Here is a 21,277-nt window from a genome sequence, read left to right on the forward strand (position 1 = left end):
TTACGGTTTGAAGTTGAAGTCACTGACCCGTTGCGCATTGTCTTTGCCGATCAGGATGCCGCGGAACATCACGCGCTCCTTGCCGGTATAGCTGCCGGACTGGAAATAGCCGTCGAGGATTTCAATGCCCTGCGCGGCGATCGCCTGCGCCTGCAACATCACGCTGGCGTAGAGGCTGCCGTTGAGAATGGCGTCGCGTTCATCGTTGCTGCCGTCGATACCCACCACGGTGACATCCTGCCGGCCGGCGGCCTTCAGCGCCGCCACTGCGCCCAGCGCCACCGGGCCGTTGCCGCAGATCACGCCTTTGATGTCCGGATGCGCCTGCAGAATGCTGTCCATGATGCGTTTCCCTTCCAGCAGATTGCCCTTGGCATCCTGACGCGCCACGCTGACCATCTCAGGGTATTGGTCGATCACGTTGTGGAACGACTGCGAGCGCGTGACGCAGTTATTGTCCGCCAGGTTGCAGGTCAACTCGGCGTATTTGCCGGTTTCCCCCATTTTTTCGACAAACTGGTTGGCGACGTCCGAGCCGGCCTGGAAGTTGTTATGGGTGATCTGCGCCAACGCTACGCCATCGACCGGGATCTCGCGGTTGATCAGCACCACCGGAATACCGGCGTTTTTCGCCTGCTGCACGGCGGCGACGCTGGCCTGGGAATCGGCGTTATCCAAAATGATGCCCTGTACTTTGCGGCCGATAACCAGGCTGATCAGCTCCCCCTGGCGCTTAACGTCTTCGCCGTGCGACAGCACCAGCGTCTGATAGCCGAGCGACTTGGCCTTGCTCTCGGCCCCCTTGGCCTCTGCGGAGTAATAAGGGTTGTCCAGCGAATTGACGAGAATGGCGATCGTGCCTTTTTCCGCCGCCATGGCAGAGGTGCAGGCAAAACCGGTGAGCAGGGTAAGGTAAGTGGCTATTTTTCTCATGATGGTGTTCTCTTATCGTTGTGTTGAACATCGTCTGGTGTTGGCGATCGCTGCGGTTGCCGCTTACCAAATGGTAAAACCGCCGTCGATCATCAGGTCCGCACCGGTGATCATGTCGCTGCCGTTGCTGGCAAAAAACAGGATCGCCGCCGCAATTTCGTCGGTATAAGCAAAACGCCCCAGCGGGATCAGCTTTTTCATCGCCTCGCCCTTCTCGCCGCGCCAGGCTTTCTCTCCCATAGGCGTCAGCACCACGGTGGGCGATAACGTGTTGACCGTAATGCCGTGCGGTGCCCACTCTTTGGCCATCACCTTGGTCATGCCCAGCAGCCCTGCCTTGGCGGCGGTGTAAGCGCAGTGATCGTCAATGGCGATGGAGGCCGCCTGCGACGCGATGTTGATGATTTTCCCGCCGTGGCCGGCGGCTATCGCGCGGCGCGCCAGTTCTTGCGAGCACAAAAAAGGCCCGGTGAGGTTGACCGCCAGATGGCGCTGCCACTCCTCGAGCGTCACTTCCGTCGCCGGTTGCAGATTGACGTAGCCGGCGCAGTTGACCAGGATATCGAGCCGGCCAAAGCGAGATTGCGCCGCGTTGAAGGCGGCGGCCACCGAGCCGGGTTCGGTCACGTCGCACACCTGGCAGCACACCTGTTCTTCCCCCAACTCCCGCAGCACCGCCGCGGCTTTGTCCTGTTCAAAGGCCGGATACATCAATACCAGGCGCGCGCCCTTCTCCAGCAGCAGGCGATTGGCGGCCATCGCGATGCCGCCCAGACCGCCGGTGATCACCGCCACTTTCCCTGCCAGCGACATCCGGCTATCGACACCGTAGCGTAAATTAACGTCGTATTCGTTCTGCTCCATCGCATTCCCCCTATGGCGTTAACTGAGCATGCAATCCTGCGGCGTCGATGGCGTATTGCCGCCGCAGCGCCGCCCGGCTGCTGCTGTGGGTAAATTCATAAGCCGGCACGCCCAGCGCGGTAAACGGCCGCGGCAGCTGATGCCGCAGCAACAGCTCACCGATGATGGTGCCCAGGCCACCGCTGAGAGCGTGCTCCTCCATGGTCAGCACCCGGCGGTGCGAACGCATCAACGCCACTACCGCCGCCTCATTGAGTGGCCAGAGCGAAGGCAGCGAGACGATGGTCGGGTTATCGCCCAATTCCAGCACCTTCATCGCCTCATGCGCCACCGTCCCCAGGCAAAACACCAGGCTGTCAGATCCTTGATGCAGTACCTCCGGCTCTCCGGGGCGGAAGTGATAGCTCGCGTTCAGCACCGGCAGCTTGTCGCTGTCCATACGGATATAGGCCGGGCCGGGTTGCGCGATGACATAACGGACAATCTCTGCCGCTTGTCGCGCATCCGCCGGCGCATAGACGCTGAGATTGCCCAGCGTGCGGGCGATGGCGATATCGTTCATGCAATGGTGCGTCGCCCCCAGCGGCCCATAGCCGAATCCGGCATTCAGGCCGAGCATTTTCACGTTGGTTTCCGTGTAGCAAACATCGTTTTTCATCTGCTCGTTAGAACGGGCGAACAGGAAAGGCGCGGCGTTGGCGGTAAAGACCGTGCGGCCGCTGAGCGCCATGCCGGCGGCCATGCCCACCATATTTTGTTCGGCGATGCCGACGTTCACCACACGCTCCGGATAAACCTGCTCAAAGGGCGCGATTTTCGACGTGGACGTGGAGTCCGCCACCATCACGCTCAGATCTGCCCCCGCCAGCTGCTCTTCGATCAACGCCGTCACCACGGCATCGCGTAAATCCTGCATGTTCACCCCTCCAGTTCTGCCAGCGCCTGCGCCAGCTGTTGTTCGTCCGGTACCGCGTGATGCCAGGCGGCAACGTTAGCCATAAACGACACGCCGTGCCCCTTTTCGGTATTGGCCAAAATCACCCGCGGCTTGTCCTGGCTCGGGCGTTGGATCGCCGCCACCAGCGCCGCCGGATCGTGCCCGTCGCACTCCAGGGTTTCGAAACCGAAAGCGCTCCATTTTTCAGCCAGCGGCTCCAGCGGCATGATGGCCTCTGTCTTGCCCGCCAGCTGCAGCCGGTTGCGATCGACGATGGCAATCAGGTTATCCAGCTTGAATTTGCTGGCCGCCATCGCCGCCTCCCAGTTGGATCCCTCCGCCAGCTCGCCGTCGCCCAGCAGCACGAAAGCGCGGCGATGTGCGCGCCCGGCCAGTTTGTTGCCCAGCGCCAGCCCCACGGCGATCGGCAGGCCATGCCCCAAACCGCCGGAGTTGATCTCCACCAGCTCCGGCAGCTTCTGCCGCACCGGATGCCCGGCCAGCAAGGTGTCGTCGCCCATGAACTGATCGAGCACCGCCGGATCGAGCAGGCCCATCGCCGCGCAGCTGCAGTAAAAACCGCCGGCGCCGTGCCCTTTAGACAAAATGAACCGATCCTGATCGGGCCGGGCATTGCCGCGATCCATCACCGCCATATACAAGGTGCAGATGATGTCGATTTCCGACAGATCGGCGCCGGTATGGCCCTTGCCTGCCTTATGGTTCATGGTCACCACATATCGGCGCGCCTGGCGCGCCGTGTTTTTAATCGCCTGGAAGTCCATCGTCACCTCTGCTTGAGCACATTGATTATCGTTATCGCCTCTAAAACGATCCGCTAACCCGCCATTGATTTTCGAATGGAAATCATATGCAGCAAAAACGATAATTAATGTGGGCAAGATCAAATTTCAAGCAAAAGCACGCAGCCGGCGGAATCACAATTCACAAAAAGCAATGAATAACAATTAAATAAAAGCATTCAAACAACTTAAAATTCGTTTTACCCGGTGACTTTTGCTGACACCATAGACTTTCGAATAAAAATCAATAGGGATTGACCGGGTTTATCCATAGCTTTATCAATAATCGCGAGCTAAAATTCAGCGCATCAATAAGGAGTTGCCGTGGGAAACCGCCCGGCGGGAACTGACAGGTGCAGGAGTCTTTCGATTGAAAAGCAAAAGCGAACAGCTGGCGGAAATGCAGCAACGACGCGAAAAGATCCTCGACATGATCCGCGAAGACGGCTCGGCGACGGTCAAAATGCTGACCGATACCTTCAAGCTGACCGAAGCGACCATTCGCACCGACCTGCGGGTCCTGCAGCAACAAGGCTATGTGCAGCGTTTCCACGGCGGCGCAACCCTGGTCGATGGCAAGCAAAACACCCATGCCATGCTGTTGGAACGCCAGGTCAACCTGACCGCCAAGGATCGCATCGGCAAGCTCGCCGCCGGTTTTATCGAACCGGGCGACACCATCATTCTTGATTCGGGCACCACCACCACGGCTATCGCCAATCATCTGAGCCACATCAAGAAACTGTCCGTTATCACCACCGGCGTCAATATCGCGCTGCAGCTGGGCGGCGAACCGGGCGTGAACATTTTGCTGACCGGCGGCTCGTTCAAATTTCCGACGCTTTCCACTTCGGGGGACAAAGCCGCCGGCTTCTTCGAGAACGTGCTGGCCCAGAAACTGTTCCTCGCAACGGCCTGCATCTCACCCCGCCACGGCCTCAGTTTCCCAAGCGAGACCGACATCAAACTGAAAACGGCGATGATCAACGCAGCCAACACGGTGTATGTGGTTGCCGACTCCAGCAAAATCGATAAGGTGTCGATGTTCGCATTGCCCTGTGACTGGCAGCATATCGACTATTTGATCACCGACGACGGTATCAGCAATACCGCCATACAGGCCTTTGAGAAGGTGGGAGTAAAGGTGTTGGTGGCAGGCGCCTGACGGGCGCCTGCGAGAAGAATGCTTATTCCGGCTTGCGCGCCGCGATTTCCTGCTGCTCTTGCGGCGGCGGCGTCAGCGGGCCAAACCAGCGCTGCGCCAGCCAGCAGGTGACCACCACCAACAGCCAACTGATCAGCGTGGCCATCGCCAGATCGCGTGGCCAGTGCATGCCCAGCAGCAAACGGCTGCCCATCACCCCCGTTGCCCACACCATCAGCAGCGCGACGGTTTTATAATGGCGGCGCGGCCACAGCAGCCCTACGCCCAACAGCGCCCAGGTGGCGGCGAACATCGTATGCCCCGACGGGAAAGCGAAGCCGGTTTCAAACTGCCAGTGCTTGCGCAGCCAGTTCGGCACCAGGGTCTGATCCTGCAATTGCTCGCGCACCAGCGCGCTGCGCTCTTTGCGATGCAGCGAATAGAAGTATTTGCCGTCCACGCCGTGGTTTTGCTCCAGCCATACCACAAACGGCCGCGGTTCTTGCACCCGATCCTTGATCAGCGACTTGATCCCCTGCCCAATCACCAACGCGGCGGAAAGCAGGATCGCCAGACCGATGGCCGCCTTGAGCCGAAAGCGCAGACACCACAAAAACCAACCGCAAAGGATAGCGCTGGTCAAAATGCCCCACGGCGAGGTCACGGTTTCGGTCACCCAGTACAGCGCTTTCAGCAGTCGATCATTGCCGCCGGGCTGCCAGTGCCAGCCGGATACCCAGACCGCCAGCGGCATCAACAGCAGCAGCAGCGCGCCGCCCGCCGTGCGTTTTGCTATCTCATACATTCCCGTTTTCCTCTGCGTGAATCAGACTGCAGTGTAACAAGAGTGTAATCTTGATAACACGCGAAAAATTAAACAGATAGGCAACCTATCGCAATAATAGGTAGCCGGAAAACGCCATCTGCTGGTTTGCTGAGCACCGCCCGGCAAGAAGTTGTGGCAAAATAGCCGATAATTAACGAAATAGAGATCGGCGCAGCACGTTTTAGTCTTGGTCAATTTACCGAACCGGACTTAGGATGCGCGACAATGATTGAATCGTAGGTTTTTGTGGAGAGTGACATGCAGCTTAAACGGGTGGCAGAGGCTAAACTGCCGACACCTTGGGGCGATTTCCTGATGGTAGGATTCGAAGAACTGGCGACCGGGCATGACCATCTGGCGCTGGTATTCGGTGATATTTCCGGCGAAGCGCCGGTGCTCGCGCGCGTGCATTCCGAATGTCTTACCGGCGATGCCCTGTTCAGCCTGCGCTGCGACTGCGGTTTTCAGCTGGAAGCCGCGCTGGAGCAAATCGCCGAAGAAGGCCGCGGCATTCTGCTTTATCATCGCCAGGAGGGCCGCAATATCGGCCTGTTGAACAAGATCCGCGCCTATGCCCTGCAGGATAAGGGCGCAGACACCGTGGAAGCCAACCACCAGCTCGGCTTCGCCGCCGACGAGCGCGACTTTACCCTGTGCGCCGACATGTTCAAACTGCTGGGCGTCGACGCGGTGCGTTTGCTGACCAACAACCCGAAAAAGGTCGAGATCCTGACCGAAGCCGGCATCAACATCAGCGAGCGCGTGCCGCTGATCGTCGGCCGTAACCCGAAGAACGAACACTATCTGGCGACCAAGGCCGCCAAAATGGGCCATTTGCTCGACCAGAAGTGATCGCCGCCGCGGCGGAAACAATCAGGGCGCCTTGCGGCGCCCTTTTTATTGCTTAATTACAGCATTTTCCTGATCACATAATGCAGGATGCCGTCGTTTTCGTAGTAGGTCAGCTCATTGCCGGTATCGATGCGGCAACGGGTGTCGATCACTTCCTTGCGCCCGTCGGCATAGGTGATGTGCACCGGCACCGTCTGGCCCGGCTGCAGCTGCTGCAGGCCGCCGACGCTGATCTGCTCATCCCCGGTCAGCCCCAGGGTTTTGCGCGTCACCCCTTGCGGGAACTCCAGCGGCAAAATCCCCATGCCGATCAGGTTGGAGCGGTGAATGCGTTCGAAGGATTCGGCGATCACCACCCGTACGCCCAGCAGGCGCGGCCCTTTCGCCGCCCAGTCGCGGCTGGAGCCAGAGCCGTACTCTTTACCGGCGATCACCGCCAGCGGCACCTTTTCCTGCTGATACTGCATGGCGGCGTCGTAGATAGACAGCTGCTGCTGCGACGGGATATGGCGGGTATAGCCGCCTTCCACGCCCGGCACCATTTCGTTGCGAATGCGAATATTGGCGAAGGTGCCGCGCATCATCACTTCGTGGTTGCCGCGGCGCGAGCCGTAAGAGTTGAAATCCTGCGGCGCCACGCCGTGCTCGCTCAGGTAACGCCCCGCCGGGCTGTCGCGCTTGATGTTACCCGCCGGCGAGATGTGGTCGGTGGTCACCGAGTCGGCCAGAATCGCCAGAATGCGCGCGTCTTTGATGTCCTGCACCGGATCCGGCGTCACCTTCATGGTGCTGAAGAACGGCGGATGGCGGATATAAGTAGAATCCTCCTGCCACTGATAAGTCGCCGAGCCGGTCACCTGGATCGCCTGCCAGTTAGCGTCGCCGTCGAACACTTCGCCATATTCCTTGTGGAACATCTCGGTGCGCACTTCTTCCACCGCCTGAGCGATGTCCTGGCTGCTCGGCCAGATGTCCTTCAAATAGACCGGTTGACCGTCGTTGCCCTCGCCCAGCGGCTCTTTGGTCAGGTCAATCTTCATGCTGCCCGCCAGCGCATAAGCCACCACCAGCGGCGGCGAGGCCAGCCAGTTGGTTTTCACCAGCGGGTGGATGCGCCCTTCGAAGTTGCGGTTGCCCGACAGCACCGCGCCCACGGTCAGATCGCCCTCTTTGATCGCCTGCTCGATCGGATCCGGCAGCGGGCCGGAGTTACCGATGCAGGTGGTACAGCCATAGCCCACCAGATTAAACCCCAGCTCTTCCAGATAGGCGGTGAGTTTGGCGCTGTCGAAGTAGTCGGTCACCACTTTGGATCCCGGCGCCAGCGAGGTTTTTACCCAGGGCTTGCTGCGCAGCCCTTTCTTGACGGCATTTTTCGCCAGCAGGCCGGCCGCCATCATCACGCTCGGGTTGGAGGTGTTGGTGCAGGAGGTGATCGCCGCGATCACCACCGCGCCGTCGCGCAGTTCGTGCTGTTGCCCGTCCAGCGTAAAGGTTTTGCTGTCGGCTTTGGCCTTTTGACCGCCGATATCCAGCTCGGTGGCGGCCTTGAACGCCTGCGGCACATTTGGCAGCGCAACGCGATCCTGCGGGCGTTTCGGCCCGGCGAGGCTGGCTTCCACCGTCGACATGTCCAGCGCCAGCGAGCTGGTGAAGACCGGTTCATCACCGGGGTTGCGCCACATGCCCTGCGCCTTGGCGTAAGCTTCCACCAGCGCGATTTGTTCTGCGCTGCGGCCGCTGAGCTTCATATAGCCGAGCGTAACGTCATCTACCGGGAAGAAGCCGCAGGTGGCGCCAAATTCCGGCGACATGTTGGCGATAGTTGCCCGGTCCGCCAGCGGCAGATCGGCCAGGCCATCGCCGTAAAACTCGACGAACTTGCCGACAACGCCGTGCTTGCGCAGCATTTGGGTGACGGTCAGCACCAGGTCAGTGGCGGTAATGCCCTCGCGGAGCTTGCCGGTCAGCTTGAAGCCGACCACGTCGGGGATCAACATCGACACCGGCTGGCCCAGCATAGCCGCTTCCGCTTCGATGCCGCCGACGCCCCAGCCGAGGATGCCGAGGCCGTTGATCATGGTGGTGTGGGAGTCGGTGCCCACCAGCGTATCGGGATAAGCCACGCGGCGGCCGCTTTCGTCGCTGTGCCAGACCGTTTGGCCAAGGTATTCAAGGTTGACCTGGTGACAGATGCCGGTGCCCGGCGGCACCACGCGGAAGCGGTTGAAGGCTTTCTGCCCCCAGCGCAGGAAGGTGTAGCGCTCGTGGTTGCGCTGCATTTCGATACGCACGTTGTCTTCAAAGGCGTTGTCATCGCCAAATTCATCGACGGTGACCGAGTGGTCAATCACCAGATCCACCGGCGACAGCGGGTTCACCTGATCGACGTTGCCCCCCAACCGCCGCACCGCTTCGCGCATCGCGGCCAGATCCACCACCGCCGGAACGCCGGTAAAATCCTGCATCAGCACTCGCGCCGGGCGGTAGGCTATCTCACGGTCGGCATGGCCGGTTTGCAGCCAGGCGACGATGGCCTTGAGGTCGTCAACCTGCACGGTATCGCCATCCACATGGCGCAGCAGGTTCTCCAACAGCACTTTCATTGATTTCGGCAACCGGTCGATATCACCCAGCTGCTTCGCCGCCAGCGGCAGACTGTAATAGTAATATTCGCTATTCAGCGCAACCAGCTTATCCATACTTGTTTCACGAAGATCGGACGACATAGCTCCTCCATTTCTTATTGTGATAAAACAGGGTAATCACTGAGGTCTTGTTTAAAGATACCACAAAGATAAGTTAACGTTTTGATAACAACACGATTTGATCACAACGATAGGCGGGAACAATCAGCGCAAAGGAAGTCCGAACGCCGCCAAGGGGTTAGGCGGTGCGCCAACGAAAACGCTGCAACGAGGCGGCGCTTTGGCGAGGAAGACCTCGCGGCTTTAGCGGGGGTTAGCTACGCCTTAGCAGCACATCCCGAAGAATATGAAAGTCAGATGCCTGATAGAGAGTGTTCCTGGAGGACGGCGACTTTTCAGGATGATCAACAAGCAAGGTGCGGATTTCCGGGCTAAAAAACCCGGTTTGGCAGGCGCCTCTCCGGGTTTGATTTGATATCGTCAACGATTACTTAATCGGCAGCTTGATGTCCTTGAACATCGCCTCGATCTCTTCGTTGGAACGCAGCGCCACCGCGCTGTCGACCACGTCACGCGTCAGGTGCGGCGCGAAGCGCTGAATGAAGTCGTACATGTAGCTGCGCAGGAAGGTGCTGCGGCGGAAGCCGATTTTAGTGGTGCTGTAGGTGAAGATATCACTTGCATCCACCGTCACCAGATCCGGATCCTGCACCGGATCCACCGCCATGCTGGCGATCACCCCCACCCCCAATCCCAGACGCACATAGGTTTTGATCACGTCGGCGTCGGTGGCGGTAAAGACGATGCGCGGCGTCAGGCCGGCGCGGTTGAAAGCGGTATCCAGCTCCGAGCGGCCGGTAAAGCCGAAGGTGTAAGTGACGATCGGGTAAGCCGCCAGCTCTTCAATGCTGATGCTGCTTTTGCCCGCCAAAGGATGATCGGGCTTCACCACCACCGCGCGGTTCCAGTGGTAGCACGGCAGCATGATGAGATCGTCGTACAGGTGCAGCGCTTCGGTGGCGATGGCGAAATCGGCGGTGCCTTTGGAGACCGCTTCGGCGATCTGCGTCGGCGAGCCCTGGTGCATGTGCAGCGAGACGCGCGGGTAACGCTCGATAAAGCCCTTGATGACGTTGGGCAAGGCGTAGCGAGCCTGGGTATGCGTGGTGGCGACGTACAGCGAGCCTTTGTCCGGGTAAGTATGTTCACCGGCAACGGCTTTGATGGCATCCACCTTGGACAGCACTTCACGCGCGATGCGAATGATTTCCTGGCCGGCCGGGGTGACCTGGGTCAGGTGTTTGCCGCTGCGGGCGAAGATCTGGATGCCCAGCTCATCTTCGAGCATGCGCACCTGCTTACTGATGCCGGGTTGCGAGGTATAGAGCCCTTCTGCCGTCGAGGAGACATTCAGGTTGTGGTTAACCACTTCCACAATGTAACGAAGCTGCTGCAATTTCATATCTTATACCATCCTAGGTTAAACACTGCGGCTTACCCGCAGCCAGGTATATCGGTGTCGCCCCGGTATGCTGAAACTCACAAGCCATAAACACCGTGTTTTACCCTGATGGTGAAGAAAACGCCGTTGTTAATAAGCTTTAATAATAAAAAAAATTTTTATATAACCACTATACCACGTTGCAGCTTCAAGTATAGATCCGCGTCACACTATGATAACGATTATTTTGCATTGGTATCAACGTGAAACGGCGGTGACGGAGGGGTAAAAACAGCAAAGGATAGATCCGTTTCCCCCTTTTCACCAATAAAAAACCAGCCGCCAGGGCTGGTTTTTCATCTTGCGGGCGGGACATTGGCCTTACTTCTTGCCTTCGACCCACTTGCCGTCCACGTAGAACGCGGACCAACCGGTCGCCTTGCCGTCTTTTTCAGAAGAGACGTACTGCTGTTTGGTTTTGCGGCTGAAACGCACCAGCGTTTTATTGCCTTCGGCGTCCGCCACCGGCGCATCGGCCAGATAGCGCAGCTTCTCCGGCAGGCGATCCTTGAAGCGAGCCAGCTCTTCCACCAGCGGCGCGCGGGTCTCGCGCGATTTAGGGAAGGTGTTGGCCGCCAGGAACACGCCGGCAGCGCCGTCACGCAGCACGAAATAGGCGTCGGACTTCTCGCACGGTAGCTCCGGCAACGGCACCGGATCTTCCTTCGGCGGCGCGACGTCGCCGTTACGCAGGATCTTGCGGGTGTTTTTGCAGTTCTCGTTGGTGCAGCCCATGTACTTGCCGAAACGCCCCATTTTCAGGTGCATTTCCGAGCCGCACTTGTCGCACTCCACCACCGGGCCGTCGTAGCCTTTCAGACGGAACTCGCCCTCTTCGATCTCGTAACCGTCGCACGCCGGGTTGTTACCGCAGACGTGCAGCTTGCGCTGGTTGTCGATCAGATAGCTGTCCATCGCCGTACCGCATTTCTTGCAGCGGCGGCGGGCGCGCAGCGCGTTGGTTTCCGCCTCATCCCCTTCAAGGATGTTGAGCACTTCCGCTTCCGGCACCAGGTTGATGGTGGTTTTGCAGCGCTCCTTCGGCGGCAGCGCGTAGCCGGAACAGCCGAGGAACACGCCGGTGCTGGCGGTACGGATACCCATCTTGCGGCCGCAGGTCGGGCAGTCGATGCTGGTCATCACCATCTGGTTAGGCCGCATGCCGCCTTCTTCCGGATCCTTCTCCGCCGTTTCCAGCTGTTCGCTGAAGTCGACGAAGAACTCGTCCAGCACCGCTTTCCACTCGGCCTGGTTGTTGGCGACCTCATCGAGGCCATCTTCCATGCGCGCGGTGAAGTCATAGTTCATCAGCTCGCGGAAGTTTTCTTCCAGGCGATCGGTGACGATCTCGCCCATTTTCTCGGCATAGAAGCGGCGGCTTTCCACCCGCACATAACCGCGATCCTGAATGGTCGAGATGATGGAGGCGTAGGTGGACGGGCGGCCGATGCCGCGTTTTTCCAGCTCTTTCACCAGCGAGGCTTCGCTGTAGCGCGCCGGCGGCTTGGTGAAGTGCTGGCTTGGGATCAGTTTCTGCAGATCCAGTTCGCTGCCGATTTCGACGTATGGCAGGGTGCGATCTTCATCGCCCTTGCGCAGCGCCGGCATGACCTTGGTCCAGCCATCAAAGCGCAGCGTACGGCCCTTGGCGCGCAGCTGATAATCGCCGGCCTTCACCGTCAGCGTGGTGGAATCGTATTGCGCCGGCGTCATCTGGCAGGCAACGAACTGGCGCCAGATCAGCTGATACAGCTTCTGCGCGTCCGCTTCCATGTCTTTCAACTGCTCAGCGAGCACGTTCACGTCCGAAGGACGGATCGCTTCGTGCGCTTCCTGCGAATTCTCTTTGCTGCTGTACTGATTCGGCGCCTTCGGCAGGTATTTGTCGCCGAAGTTGTCGCCGATGTAGCCACGCACCATGTTGAGCGCATCCTGGCTCAGGTTGGTGGAATCGGTACGCATATAGGTGATGTGGCCGGCTTCATACAGCCGTTGCGCCATCATCATGGTTTTTTTCACGCCGAAGCTCAGGCGGGTACTGGCGGCCTGCTGCAGCGTGGAGGTAATGAAAGGCGCGCCCGGTTTGCTGCTGGTCGGTTTGTCTTCGCGATCCAGCACCGTGTAGCGGGCTTTTTCCAGCAGCTTGACCGCGGCGTGAGTCTGCTCGCGGTTGACCGGTTTGAACGGTTTGTCGTGCGCGTGGGTCACTTCCATCTGCAGCGCGGTTTCACCCTTCGCCAGCAGATCGGCATGCAGCTCCCAGTACTCTTCCGGCACGAAGGCCTTGATGTCGCGCTCGCGCTCAACCACCAGGCGCACCGCCACCGACTGCACGCGGCCGGCGGACAGGCCGCGGGCGATTTTCTTCCACAGCAGCGGCGAGACCATATAGCCCACCACGCGGTCCATGAACCGGCGCGCCTGCTGCGCGTTGACGCGGTCAATGTTCAGCTCGCCCGGCTGTTTGAACGCCTGCTGGATCGCGTTTTTGGTGATTTCGTTAAACACCACGCGGCTAAAGCGTTTGTCATCCCCACCGATCACTTCCCGTAGGTGCCAGGCGATGGCTTCCCCTTCGCGGTCAAGGTCGGTTGCGAGATAAATGTGGTCGGCGTTTTCCGCCAACGATTTTAACTCGGCGACCACTTTTTCTTTACCCGGCAGGATTTCATAATGCGCTTTCCAGCCGTGGTAAGGGTCGACGCCCATGCGATTTACCAGCGCCGCCTTCTCATCTTTTTTAACTTTTTTCTTGGCTTTGTCTTCGGTTGAGTCAGCGCTCTTTTTGCTGGCTGAGCCACTGGTCGGCAAATCACGGATATGACCGACGCTAGACTTCACCACGTAGTCACTTCCTAAATATTTATTAATAGTTTTGGCTTTTGCCGGGGACTCAACTATTACGAGAGCTTTACCCATATTTACCTTTACCTAATTTATTTCTTCTAAAAAGAAGTCTTTTATCTCGCCGTGCCGCGGCAATTCGTGTCTCTTTTTTTATATTGCGGCAGTCTGGCAAGAGATCAACAGATTTTTTCCTTTTGGTTGCCCAACCGCTCAACCTGAACGCAAGTTGTTGATCCTGCCTGCTATTCACCCATGCCCCAGAAGTATGGCTGTGTGAGTTTTATTCATGGCGTAAACAAAACCTTCCACCCGACGCCGCAAAATCCCACACTGTACCTGATAAAAAGCGTCACGCAACCTAATTAGCACGGAAAGACCGATTTCGCCAACCGGCGGCCGCGCATGGCCATCCAGACGGCAAATAAACCTTAGTCGGTTTGCGGATAAAAGCGAACCGGCGTTAGAATATGCGCAGAGTTTTTAGTTTGGAGTCTAATAAATGCGCACAAATACTGCCCCTATCGGCCGCGAGGCCCTGCTGGCGGAAGCAAATAACATCATCCGCCAACACGAAGATTATCTGCACGGCATGATCGCCACCGACGTTGAACAAAAAAACGGCGTTTTAGTTTTCCGCGGCGAATACTTTTTGGATGCCGACGGATTGCCCACCGCCAAAACCACCGCGGTATTTAATATGTTTAAACATTTGGCCCATCTGCTTTCGGAAAAATACCACCTGGTCGATTGAGAAAAGAAAACGGGGGCGCCCGGCCCCCGCTGATTCACGCTATCGCCGCCGTTACAGCAGCGGCTTTTCCCCACGCTGCCACCAGCGTAACAGCAAGCGATCGACGCTTTCCGCCGCGCTGCCGGTAAAGCGATCCATCAGGCGTTTGCGGCGCGAATAGCGCACGGCGATCACTTCGTGGTTATCCAGCTCGGCGATCAGCAAGTCATCGCTGGTGCCGATAGCGTCAATCAGGCCCTTCTCTTTCGCCTGTGAACCGAACCAGTGCTCACCGGTGGCGACGCTGTCGATGTCGAGCGACGGGCGCTGCTCATGCACAAAGCGCTTGAACAGCTCGTGGGTTTCGTTCAGATCTTCACGGAACTTCTCGCGCCCCTGTTCGGTGTTTTCACCGAACAGCGTCAGCGTGCGTTTGAACTGCCCGGCGGTGTGCAACTCCACGTCGATGTCGTTCTTCTTCAGCAGGCGGTGGAAGTTCGGGATCTGCGCCACCACGCCGATCGAGCCGATGATGGCGAACGGCGCCGCCACGATGCGATCCGCGACGCAGGCCATCATGTAGCCGCCGCTGGCCGCCACTTTATCCACCGCCACCGTCAGGCGAATGCCGCCTTTACGCAGGCGCTCCAGCTGCGAGGCCGCAAGGCCGTAGCCGTGCACCACTCCGCCAGGGCTTTCCAGCCGCAGCAGGACTTCATCCTGCGCCGACGCTACCGCCAACACCGCCGAGATCTCTTCGCGCAGCGAGGTCACCTCGTGCGCGTCCATGCTGCCCTTGAAATCCAGCACATACAGGCACGGCTTGGCCACCTCGACCGCGCCGGACTTGGCGCGCTGCTTTTTCAGCTTGTCGTCGGCCTTGGACTGTTTCTTGAACTGTTTCAGCCAAACCTTTTGCTCGGCGGCATCCATGCGCGCCAGGCGCATGTCACGCTGCATCTCGCGATACTGTTCACCGAGATCGGTCAGCTGCAGCTCCCCTTTCTGGCGGCTCTTGCGTTGCCCCAGACTGACAGCCAGTATGGCCAACGCGGCGATGGCGAGCACCACCGTGGCAACCTTGGCCAGAAACAGGCCATAAACAGATATAAACTCCACAGATTCCGCCTTTATTTACAGGTTGTTAGTATGCTTCTTCCCATTTTAGCCAACCTCAGCGGCTGCTGTCGCGGCTAAATGAAAATTCATTGCGCACGGAGCATCACTATGGGGACGATTCAAGGCCGAACCAAGGCGCCGCCGCCGTGCTTTTGTTACAAAAGAATGCCATTTCAGCCTGCTACGCATTGAAAATGCCGGCGGATTAAGGCATATAACACCCATTATTCATCAATATGATGAGACGCATTCGCTGCGCGGCCCGCAGACGGTCGAGCCTTCGCTCCCGCCCCGGCCGCGCGTTTCACTCTTGCTCCCCGATATCTGCGGGAGAACGGCCACCCAGGCGAGGATTTATCGTGCATTACCAACCCAAGCAAGATCTGCTCGAACAACGTATCATTCTGGTCACCGGCGCCGGCGACGGCATCGGCCGCGAAGCGGCGCTGACCTACGCGCGCTTCGGTGCCCGGCTGGTGCTGCTGGGGCGTACCGAAAGCAAGCTGCTGGCGGTGCAACAAGAGATCGCGGCCCAGGGCGGCGCCCCGGCGTTGGTGGTGACGCTGGACTTGCTGCACGCCACGCCGGAGCAATGCCGGCAGATAGCCGACGATCTGGCGCGCCAGATCCCCCGCCTTGACGGCGTGCTGCACAACGCCGGCCTGCTCGGCGACATCGCGCCGATGGCCGACCTGTCGATGACCATGTGGCAAGAGGTGATGCAGGTTAACGTCAACGCCACCTTTATGCTGACTCAGGCGCTGCTGCCGCTGCTGCTGAAATCCCACGCGGGTTCGCTGGTGTTCACCAGTTCCAGCGTCGGGCGCACCGGCCGCGCAGACTGGGGCGCCTATGCGGTGTCGAAGTTCGCCACCGAGGGCATGATGCAGGTGTTGGCCGACGAGTATAAAAACCGCAATCTGCGGGTGAACTGCATCAATCCGGGCGGCACCCGCACCAAAATGCGCGCATCTGCCTTCCCACACGAAGACAAGAACAAGCTGAAAACCCCGGCCGATATCATGCCGCTGTATCTGTATCTGATGGGCGAAGACAGCCGCCGCAAAACCGGCATGAGCTTCGACGCCCAGCCGAACCGTAAACCCGGCGCGGCCGAATAAGGAGCGTTTTCATGGCGGAAGATCGTCATCAACAGCGCCAGCAGCGCCTGAAAGAACAGGTCGATGCGCGCATCGCGACGGCGCAGGACACGCGCGGCCTGCTGCTGGTGTTTACCGGCAACGGCAAGGGTAAGACCACCGCCGCCTTCGGCACCGTCACCCGGGCGGTCGGCCACGGCATGCGCGCCGGGGTGATCCAGTTCATCAAGGGCGAATGGCCCAATGGCGAAAAGAATCTGCTGCAGCAACACGGCGTTGAATTTCAGGTGATGGCCACCGGCTTCACCTGGGAGACGCAGAACAAAGCCGGCGATACCGCCGCCTGCCAGGCGGTGTGGCAACACGGCAAACGCATGCTGGCCGACAGCAGCCTGGATCTGGTGCTGCTGGACGAAGTGACCTACATGCTGACCTACGGTTATCTGGAACTGGAAGAGCTGAAGGCCGCGTTGCTGGAGCGCCCTGCGCACCAAACGGTGATCCTGACCGGGCGCGGTTGCCATCGCGATCTGCTGGAACTGGCGGATACGGTCACGGAGATGCGGCCGGTGAAGCACGCGTTTGATGCGGGCGTGAAGGCGCAACAGGGGATCGATTGGTAACAAAAGTTCTGGCCCCGAACGGGGCCAGAATGAGAGATTAGCTGCGTTTGCTCGGCTTGCCCGGTTTACCCGGCTTGCTGCCTGGCGCACTGCGGCGGCCGCTGCCGGCCACCTGCGAATGGCGCTTGACCGCGCGGCGGATCTGGTTGGCCTTCACGCGGCGGCGCTCACGCTCCACCGGCATCTTGCTGACCGTTTCCGGCTTCAATTCCACCAGCTCGCGCAGGTAGTTGATCGCCGGCAGATCCAGCTCGGCCCAGCCGCCGCGCGGCAGGCCTTTCGGCAGATCGATGTCGCCATAGCGCACGCGGATCAGGCGGCTCACCTGCACGCCCACCGCTTCCCACAGGCGACGCACTTCACGGTTGCGGCCTTCGGTCAGGGTCACGTTGTACCACTGGTTGAGGCCTTCACCGCCCTGGAAGCTGATGGTGCGGAAGGCGGCCGGGCCGTCTTCCAGCTGCACGCCCTTGCTCAGCTGCTTCACTTTCGCATCGTCGACCTGGCCGAACACGCGTACCGCGTACTCGCGCTCCACTTCACGGCTCGGGTGCATCAGACGGTTGGCCAGTTCGCCATCGGTGGTGAACAGCAGCAGACCGGAGGTGTTGACGTCCAGGCGCCCTACCGCCACCCAGCGCGAACCGCGCAGCTTAGGCAGACGATCGAACACCGTCGGGCGGCCTTCAGGATCGCTGCGGGTACACAGCTCGCCTTCCGGTTTGTAGTAAGCCAGCACCCGGCAGACCACGTCTTCAGACTCTTTGATCGACAGGACATGACCGTCCAGGCGAATTTTCATCGCCGGCGTCACTTCAACGCGATCGCCCAGCTTGGCGACCTTGCCGTCAACGCTGACGCGCCCGGCTTCAATCATGGTTTCGATTTCACGACGCGAGCCATGCCCGGCGCGCGCTAAAACTTTCTGTAACTTTTCGCTCATTGAGCAACCTCTAATGTCGCCTTCACAGGCGTCGGGGGGATAACCGCCGCGGCCAGCCGCCACAACGGTAACAATACATTTATCAGGATCGAACCGCGTATTATACAGGCTTTCTAAGGTGTTGAAACCCACTTTATCGGCGGCGACCTCCCTCGGGCGGCGTTTACGGCGCCAAAAAATCCTCCACCGCCCACAGCACCGCGTCGGGCCGTTCCAGAATGCCGAGGTGAGTGCGAGCCTCCCCCAAACGCACCACGGAGAAAAACGGCTGCTCGGCGGCAAATGCCTGCTGGCGCCGCAGATAGTCGTCGCGGCGATCCAGCGAGTAGATGTGGCGGCACGGCGGCGGCGCGCTCATTCCCGCCAGACGTTGCAGCGGCGAGCCGAATTGCCGGTAGGCCTGTTCGATGGCCACGCCGGCGGCACGCCAGAGCCGGTAATCTTCTTGCGCCATCTCGACCTCCAGATGGCGTTTGACCCGTTCGTGGCGGATGCCGCCCTGCCAGAAGGCGAACAAAGCGTCGCGCGCCGCCAGCCACTGCTGCGGCTGCTGCATGCGGCTCACCGCCGTAAAGAACGCCGGTTCCGGCTGCGTCATGATCCAGTCGAGAAACACCATGCCCCGCACCCGCTGCGGCAACGCTTCGGCCAACGCCACCGCCAGCCAGCTGGCGTGCGCCACCGACAGAGTCACCACGTTGTCCAAACGCAGCGCCGTCAGTAGCTGACGCACATCTTCCAGCAAATCGTCCGCCGCGAGCGACATCTCCGCCGTTTTTGACGACAGGCCGTGGCCGCGCCAGTCGATGCTGATCACCCGATAACGTTCTGCCGCCAGGGCGATGAAGGGATCGAACACGGTTTTCGGCTCGCACCAGCCGGGCAGCAGCACCAGCGTGAGCGGTCCTGAGCCGATATCCTGATAATCGAGAGCGATGTTGGCGCTGTGAAATGTGGTCATATAACCTCCTGCGCGTCTCTCCCCGACCCGTTCGGGGGATGCCGACGAAGCTAAGGTGACAGCGCCGCGGAGATTGATCTATTGAAGTTCGTGCGGAAAGTATGAGAGCGCACCTTATGAAAAAATGCGCACTAAATGGAATGCAAATTTAATGGCGCACGCAGGGATAGGCGGCGCTTAACGCCAGCATGATCACCGAAGGCGCAGAGTAATGCAACTGCTCGGGATGCTCGTTCAAATAGCGCATCACCGCATCGGCGGCCGTGCCGATGCTCATCCCGGCTTCCGGGCAAATATTGCGGTTGCCCTGCATCGAATAAGTATCGAATACGCCGGCGACGTATCCCATAAACATGCCGCCGTTAAGCGCTTCGGCCACGGTGGCCTCACCGTTTTTATTTTTTACGTAACCGCCGGATTCGGCCAGCAAGGAACTGCCCGAATAAAAACCCGCATTTGCCATCGAGGAAAATAATAAGGCCGCTAAAAAAGAAACCCGTTTAATCATTGGTGCGCATCCTGCCCATTATCAATTCTGAAGTAGTCAAGAATAGCTGCTTTCACCCGAAATAGCGTCGCTTCAGCCGATTTTCAGACAATGGGCAAGTCGGCGACGGTTCACATCAGCGGAAAGGCGCCGCGTCGCCCGCCCCTTCACGCACCACTTCCGGCGAGGATTCGGTCAGATCGATAACCGTAGTCGGCTGTTGGCCGAGGAAACCGCCGTGGATCACCAGATCGACCACCTTGCCCAGGTGATCGCTGATCTCTTCCGGATCGGATTCGGCAAAATCATTGCCCGGCAGCATCAGGGTGGTGGACATCATCGGTTCGTTCAGCGCCTCCAGCAGCGCCAGCGCGATCGGGTTCGACGGCACGCGCAGGCCGATGGTTTTACGCTTTTCATTCATCAGGCGGCGCGGCACTTCCTTGGTCGCTTTCAGAATGAAGGTGTAGTTACCCGGCGTATTGTTTTTGATCAGGCGAAACGCCGTATTATCGACGTGCGCATAGGTCGACAACTCGGACAAATCGCGGCACATCAGAGTAAAGTTGTGGTTGCCGTCCAGCTGACGGATGCGGCAAATGCGCTCCATCGCCGCCTTCTCTTCCAGCATGCAACCCAACGCATAGCCGGAATCGGTGGGATAAACGATCACCCCGCCCTTGCGCAACACCTCGACCGCCTGGTTAATCAAACGCGGCTGCGGGTTGTCCGGGTGAATATAAAAAAGCTGACTCATGACTTGCTCCTAAAATGATGCCCGCGCGCGTTGCCACGCGCGTAAAATCAGACCGCCTCGCCAGGCTGCGGCCAATCGCGCCACACCGGCTCGACTCCGCCCGGTAGCCACAGTTTACGGCCCAGTTCGATCCACGAACAAGGCTGGTGAAAATCAGAGCCTTGCGAGGCCAACAGACGGTAGTCCTGGGCGTATTTCGCCAATTGCGAGCGCTCATGCGGCGCCTGCTGACACTGCGCCACTTCCATGGCGTCGCCGCCGTGTTCGGCGAAATGCGCCAGCAAACGTTTCAACCACTTCGCGGTCAGATCGTAACGGCCGGGATGCGCCATCACCGCCTGGCCGCCCGATTGATGAATCGCATCAATGGCTTGTTCTATTGTACACCACTGCGGCGGCACGTAGCCGGTTTTGCCCTTGGCCAGGTATTTCTTAAACACCTGCGCCATGTTGTCCGCCACGCCAATCTCCACCAGATAACGGGCGAAATGGCCGCGGGTCACCGCGCCGGCACCCGCCAGCCGCTGGGCGCCGGCATAGGCGTCAGGAATGCGCGCCTTACCCAGACGCACGCCGATCTCCTGCGCACGCCGATTGCGCCGTTCGGTTTGTTCCGCCAACAGCGCCACCAGCGCCGGGTGCGCGACGTCCATGCCCAATCCAACGATATGGATCTCATGATTTTCCCACAGCGTCGAGATTTCCACCCCGTTGACCAGCCGCAGCGGCAACGCCTGCTCCGCAATGGCGGCGGCGGCCTCGGCCAGGCCTGCGGTGGTGTCGTGATCGGTGATCGCCAGCACGCCCACGCGCATCTCAACCGCCCGCTGCACCAGCTGCGTCGGCGTCAGGTAGCCATCGGAGGCGGTTGTGTGGCTGTGGAGATCGTACAGAGTAAAGGCGGTGGATGGGGGGTTACTGTCTGTCAAAACGGCTATCCGGCAATGGCTTGGTTTTCTATCATACCCGCGATCGGCGGCCGGACGGAAATCTATTCTGCCCTAGCCGCAGGCGCCGGGCGGATGATGAATATAATTCACGCTGACCGCTAAAACATTGTGCAAAAAGAGGGTTGACTTTGCCTTCTCGAACCAGTTAACTAGTACACAAGTTCACGGCAACGGCCGTGTCGGATGAGCGTTAACAGAGAGAGTCTGCAAATGAACAACTACATTTCTCTTCACGGTTGGTGGCGTACCTCC

The 21,277-nt window shown here is 59.3% G+C and carries 19 protein-coding genes and 1 other annotated feature (1 of these 20 cut by a window edge); of the genes, 5 read left to right on the forward strand and 14 right to left on the reverse strand.

The features are described 5' to 3' along the window. The 4 genes from ACK3CV_RS13870 to ACK3CV_RS13885 all read right to left on the reverse strand — a co-directional run bounded on the left by ACK3CV_RS13870 (position 1) and on the right by ACK3CV_RS13885 (position 3,519). Positions 1–933 (reverse strand): D-ribose ABC transporter substrate-binding protein, encoded by a 933-nt coding sequence (locus tag ACK3CV_RS13870; protein WP_048321653.1) that lies wholly within the window; start codon positions 931–933, stop codon positions 1–3. 63 nt (positions 934–996) lie between these two features. Continuing rightward, entirely contained in the window at positions 997–1,797 is an 801-nt protein-coding gene (locus ACK3CV_RS13875) for a GolD/DthD family dehydrogenase (RefSeq protein WP_041035343.1), read from the reverse strand. Positions 1,798–1,807: 10 nt separating this feature from the next. Then, the gene (locus tag ACK3CV_RS13880) at positions 1,808–2,713 is read right to left on the reverse strand and encodes a transketolase family protein (protein WP_041035345.1); all 906 of its coding nucleotides are present in this window, start codon (positions 2,711–2,713) and stop codon (positions 1,808–1,810) included. A gap of 2 nt (positions 2,714–2,715) precedes the next feature. Continuing rightward, the gene (locus ACK3CV_RS13885) at positions 2,716–3,519 is read right to left on the reverse strand and encodes a transketolase (RefSeq protein ID WP_041035347.1); all 804 of its coding nucleotides are present in this window, start codon (positions 3,517–3,519) and stop codon (positions 2,716–2,718) included. 388 nt (positions 3,520–3,907) lie between these two features. Between ACK3CV_RS13885 and ACK3CV_RS13890 the strand changes: the two genes are divergently transcribed. Next, positions 3,908–4,702: a DeoR/GlpR family DNA-binding transcription regulator gene (locus ACK3CV_RS13890; RefSeq protein WP_033647568.1), complete on the forward strand. Its 795-nt coding sequence runs from the start codon at positions 3,908–3,910 to the stop codon at positions 4,700–4,702. 22 nt (positions 4,703–4,724) lie between these two features. Here ACK3CV_RS13890 and pgpB read toward each other — a convergent pair whose 3' ends face one another. Then, positions 4,725–5,486 (reverse strand): phosphatidylglycerophosphatase B, encoded by a 762-nt coding sequence (pgpB, locus tag ACK3CV_RS13895; RefSeq protein ID WP_033647569.1) that lies wholly within the window; start codon positions 5,484–5,486, stop codon positions 4,725–4,727. Positions 5,487–5,765: 279 nt separating this feature from the next. On the opposite strand from pgpB, the gene ribA reads away from it, so the two are divergent. Beyond that, positions 5,766–6,359, forward strand: a complete 594-nt coding sequence (gene ribA / locus ACK3CV_RS13900; RefSeq protein ID WP_019452695.1) for a GTP cyclohydrolase II — start codon at positions 5,766–5,768, stop codon at positions 6,357–6,359. 56 nt (positions 6,360–6,415) lie between these two features. On the opposite strand, the gene acnA is transcribed toward ribA, so the two are convergent. The 3 genes from acnA to topA form a co-directional block, all read right to left on the reverse strand. Then, positions 6,416–9,088 carry an aconitate hydratase AcnA gene (acnA, locus tag ACK3CV_RS13905; RefSeq protein ID WP_033634746.1) on the reverse strand — a complete coding sequence of 891 codons (2,673 nt, stop codon included), beginning with the start codon at positions 9,086–9,088 and terminating at the stop codon, positions 6,416–6,418. A gap of 406 nt (positions 9,089–9,494) precedes the next feature. Continuing rightward, positions 9,495–10,469: an HTH-type transcriptional regulator CysB gene (cysB, locus tag ACK3CV_RS13910; protein WP_033634747.1), complete on the reverse strand. Its 975-nt coding sequence runs from the start codon at positions 10,467–10,469 to the stop codon at positions 9,495–9,497. A 360-nt stretch (positions 10,470–10,829) separates the two neighbouring features. Beyond that, entirely contained in the window at positions 10,830–13,427 is a 2,598-nt protein-coding gene (gene topA / locus ACK3CV_RS13915) for a type I DNA topoisomerase (protein ID WP_033647571.1), read from the reverse strand. Positions 13,428–13,854: 427 nt separating this feature from the next. Between topA and ACK3CV_RS13920 the strand changes: the two genes are divergently transcribed. Beyond that, positions 13,855–14,106, forward strand: a complete 252-nt coding sequence (locus tag ACK3CV_RS13920) for a YciN family protein (protein WP_033634749.1) — start codon at positions 13,855–13,857, stop codon at positions 14,104–14,106. 51 nt (positions 14,107–14,157) lie between these two features. On the opposite strand, the gene sohB is transcribed toward ACK3CV_RS13920, so the two are convergent. Then, the gene (gene sohB / locus ACK3CV_RS13925; RefSeq protein ID WP_164038891.1) at positions 14,158–15,204 is read right to left on the reverse strand and encodes a protease SohB; all 1,047 of its coding nucleotides are present in this window, start codon (positions 15,202–15,204) and stop codon (positions 14,158–14,160) included. 359 nt (positions 15,205–15,563) lie between these two features. Here sohB and ACK3CV_RS13930 point away from each other — a divergent pair, with 359 nt between their 5' ends. Next, positions 15,564–16,325: a YciK family oxidoreductase gene (locus tag ACK3CV_RS13930; protein WP_033634751.1), complete on the forward strand. Its 762-nt coding sequence runs from the start codon at positions 15,564–15,566 to the stop codon at positions 16,323–16,325. A gap of 11 nt (positions 16,326–16,336) precedes the next feature. Continuing rightward, entirely contained in the window at positions 16,337–16,927 is a 591-nt protein-coding gene (gene cobO / locus ACK3CV_RS13935; protein WP_164141582.1) for a cob(I)yrinic acid a,c-diamide adenosyltransferase, read from the forward strand. A gap of 37 nt (positions 16,928–16,964) precedes the next feature. Here cobO and rluB read toward each other — a convergent pair whose 3' ends face one another. The 5 genes from rluB to rnm form a co-directional block, all read right to left on the reverse strand. Further along, the gene (gene rluB, locus ACK3CV_RS13940; RefSeq protein WP_033634753.1) at positions 16,965–17,870 is read right to left on the reverse strand and encodes a 23S rRNA pseudouridine(2605) synthase RluB; all 906 of its coding nucleotides are present in this window, start codon (positions 17,868–17,870) and stop codon (positions 16,965–16,967) included. 163 nt (positions 17,871–18,033) lie between these two features. Next, positions 18,034–18,831 (reverse strand): alpha/beta fold hydrolase, encoded by a 798-nt coding sequence (locus ACK3CV_RS13945; RefSeq protein WP_033634754.1) that lies wholly within the window; start codon positions 18,829–18,831, stop codon positions 18,034–18,036. A 148-nt stretch (positions 18,832–18,979) separates the two neighbouring features. Continuing rightward, on the reverse strand, positions 18,980–19,339 hold the full coding sequence (locus ACK3CV_RS13950; protein ID WP_033634755.1) for a Rap1a/Tai family immunity protein: 360 nt from the start codon (positions 19,337–19,339) through the stop codon (positions 18,980–18,982). A gap of 115 nt (positions 19,340–19,454) precedes the next feature. After that, positions 19,455–20,075: an L-threonylcarbamoyladenylate synthase gene (locus ACK3CV_RS13955; protein WP_033643268.1), complete on the reverse strand. Its 621-nt coding sequence runs from the start codon at positions 20,073–20,075 to the stop codon at positions 19,455–19,457. A gap of 47 nt (positions 20,076–20,122) precedes the next feature. After that, positions 20,123–21,004 carry an RNase RNM gene (gene rnm, locus ACK3CV_RS13960; RefSeq protein WP_033634757.1) on the reverse strand — a complete coding sequence of 294 codons (882 nt, stop codon included), beginning with the start codon at positions 21,002–21,004 and terminating at the stop codon, positions 20,123–20,125. Positions 21,005–21,256: 252 nt separating this feature from the next. After that, positions 21,257–21,277: a sequence feature (Trp leader region), on the forward strand; it runs 83 nt beyond the window's last position.

The organism is Serratia sp. TSO36 (assembly GCF_057808395.1).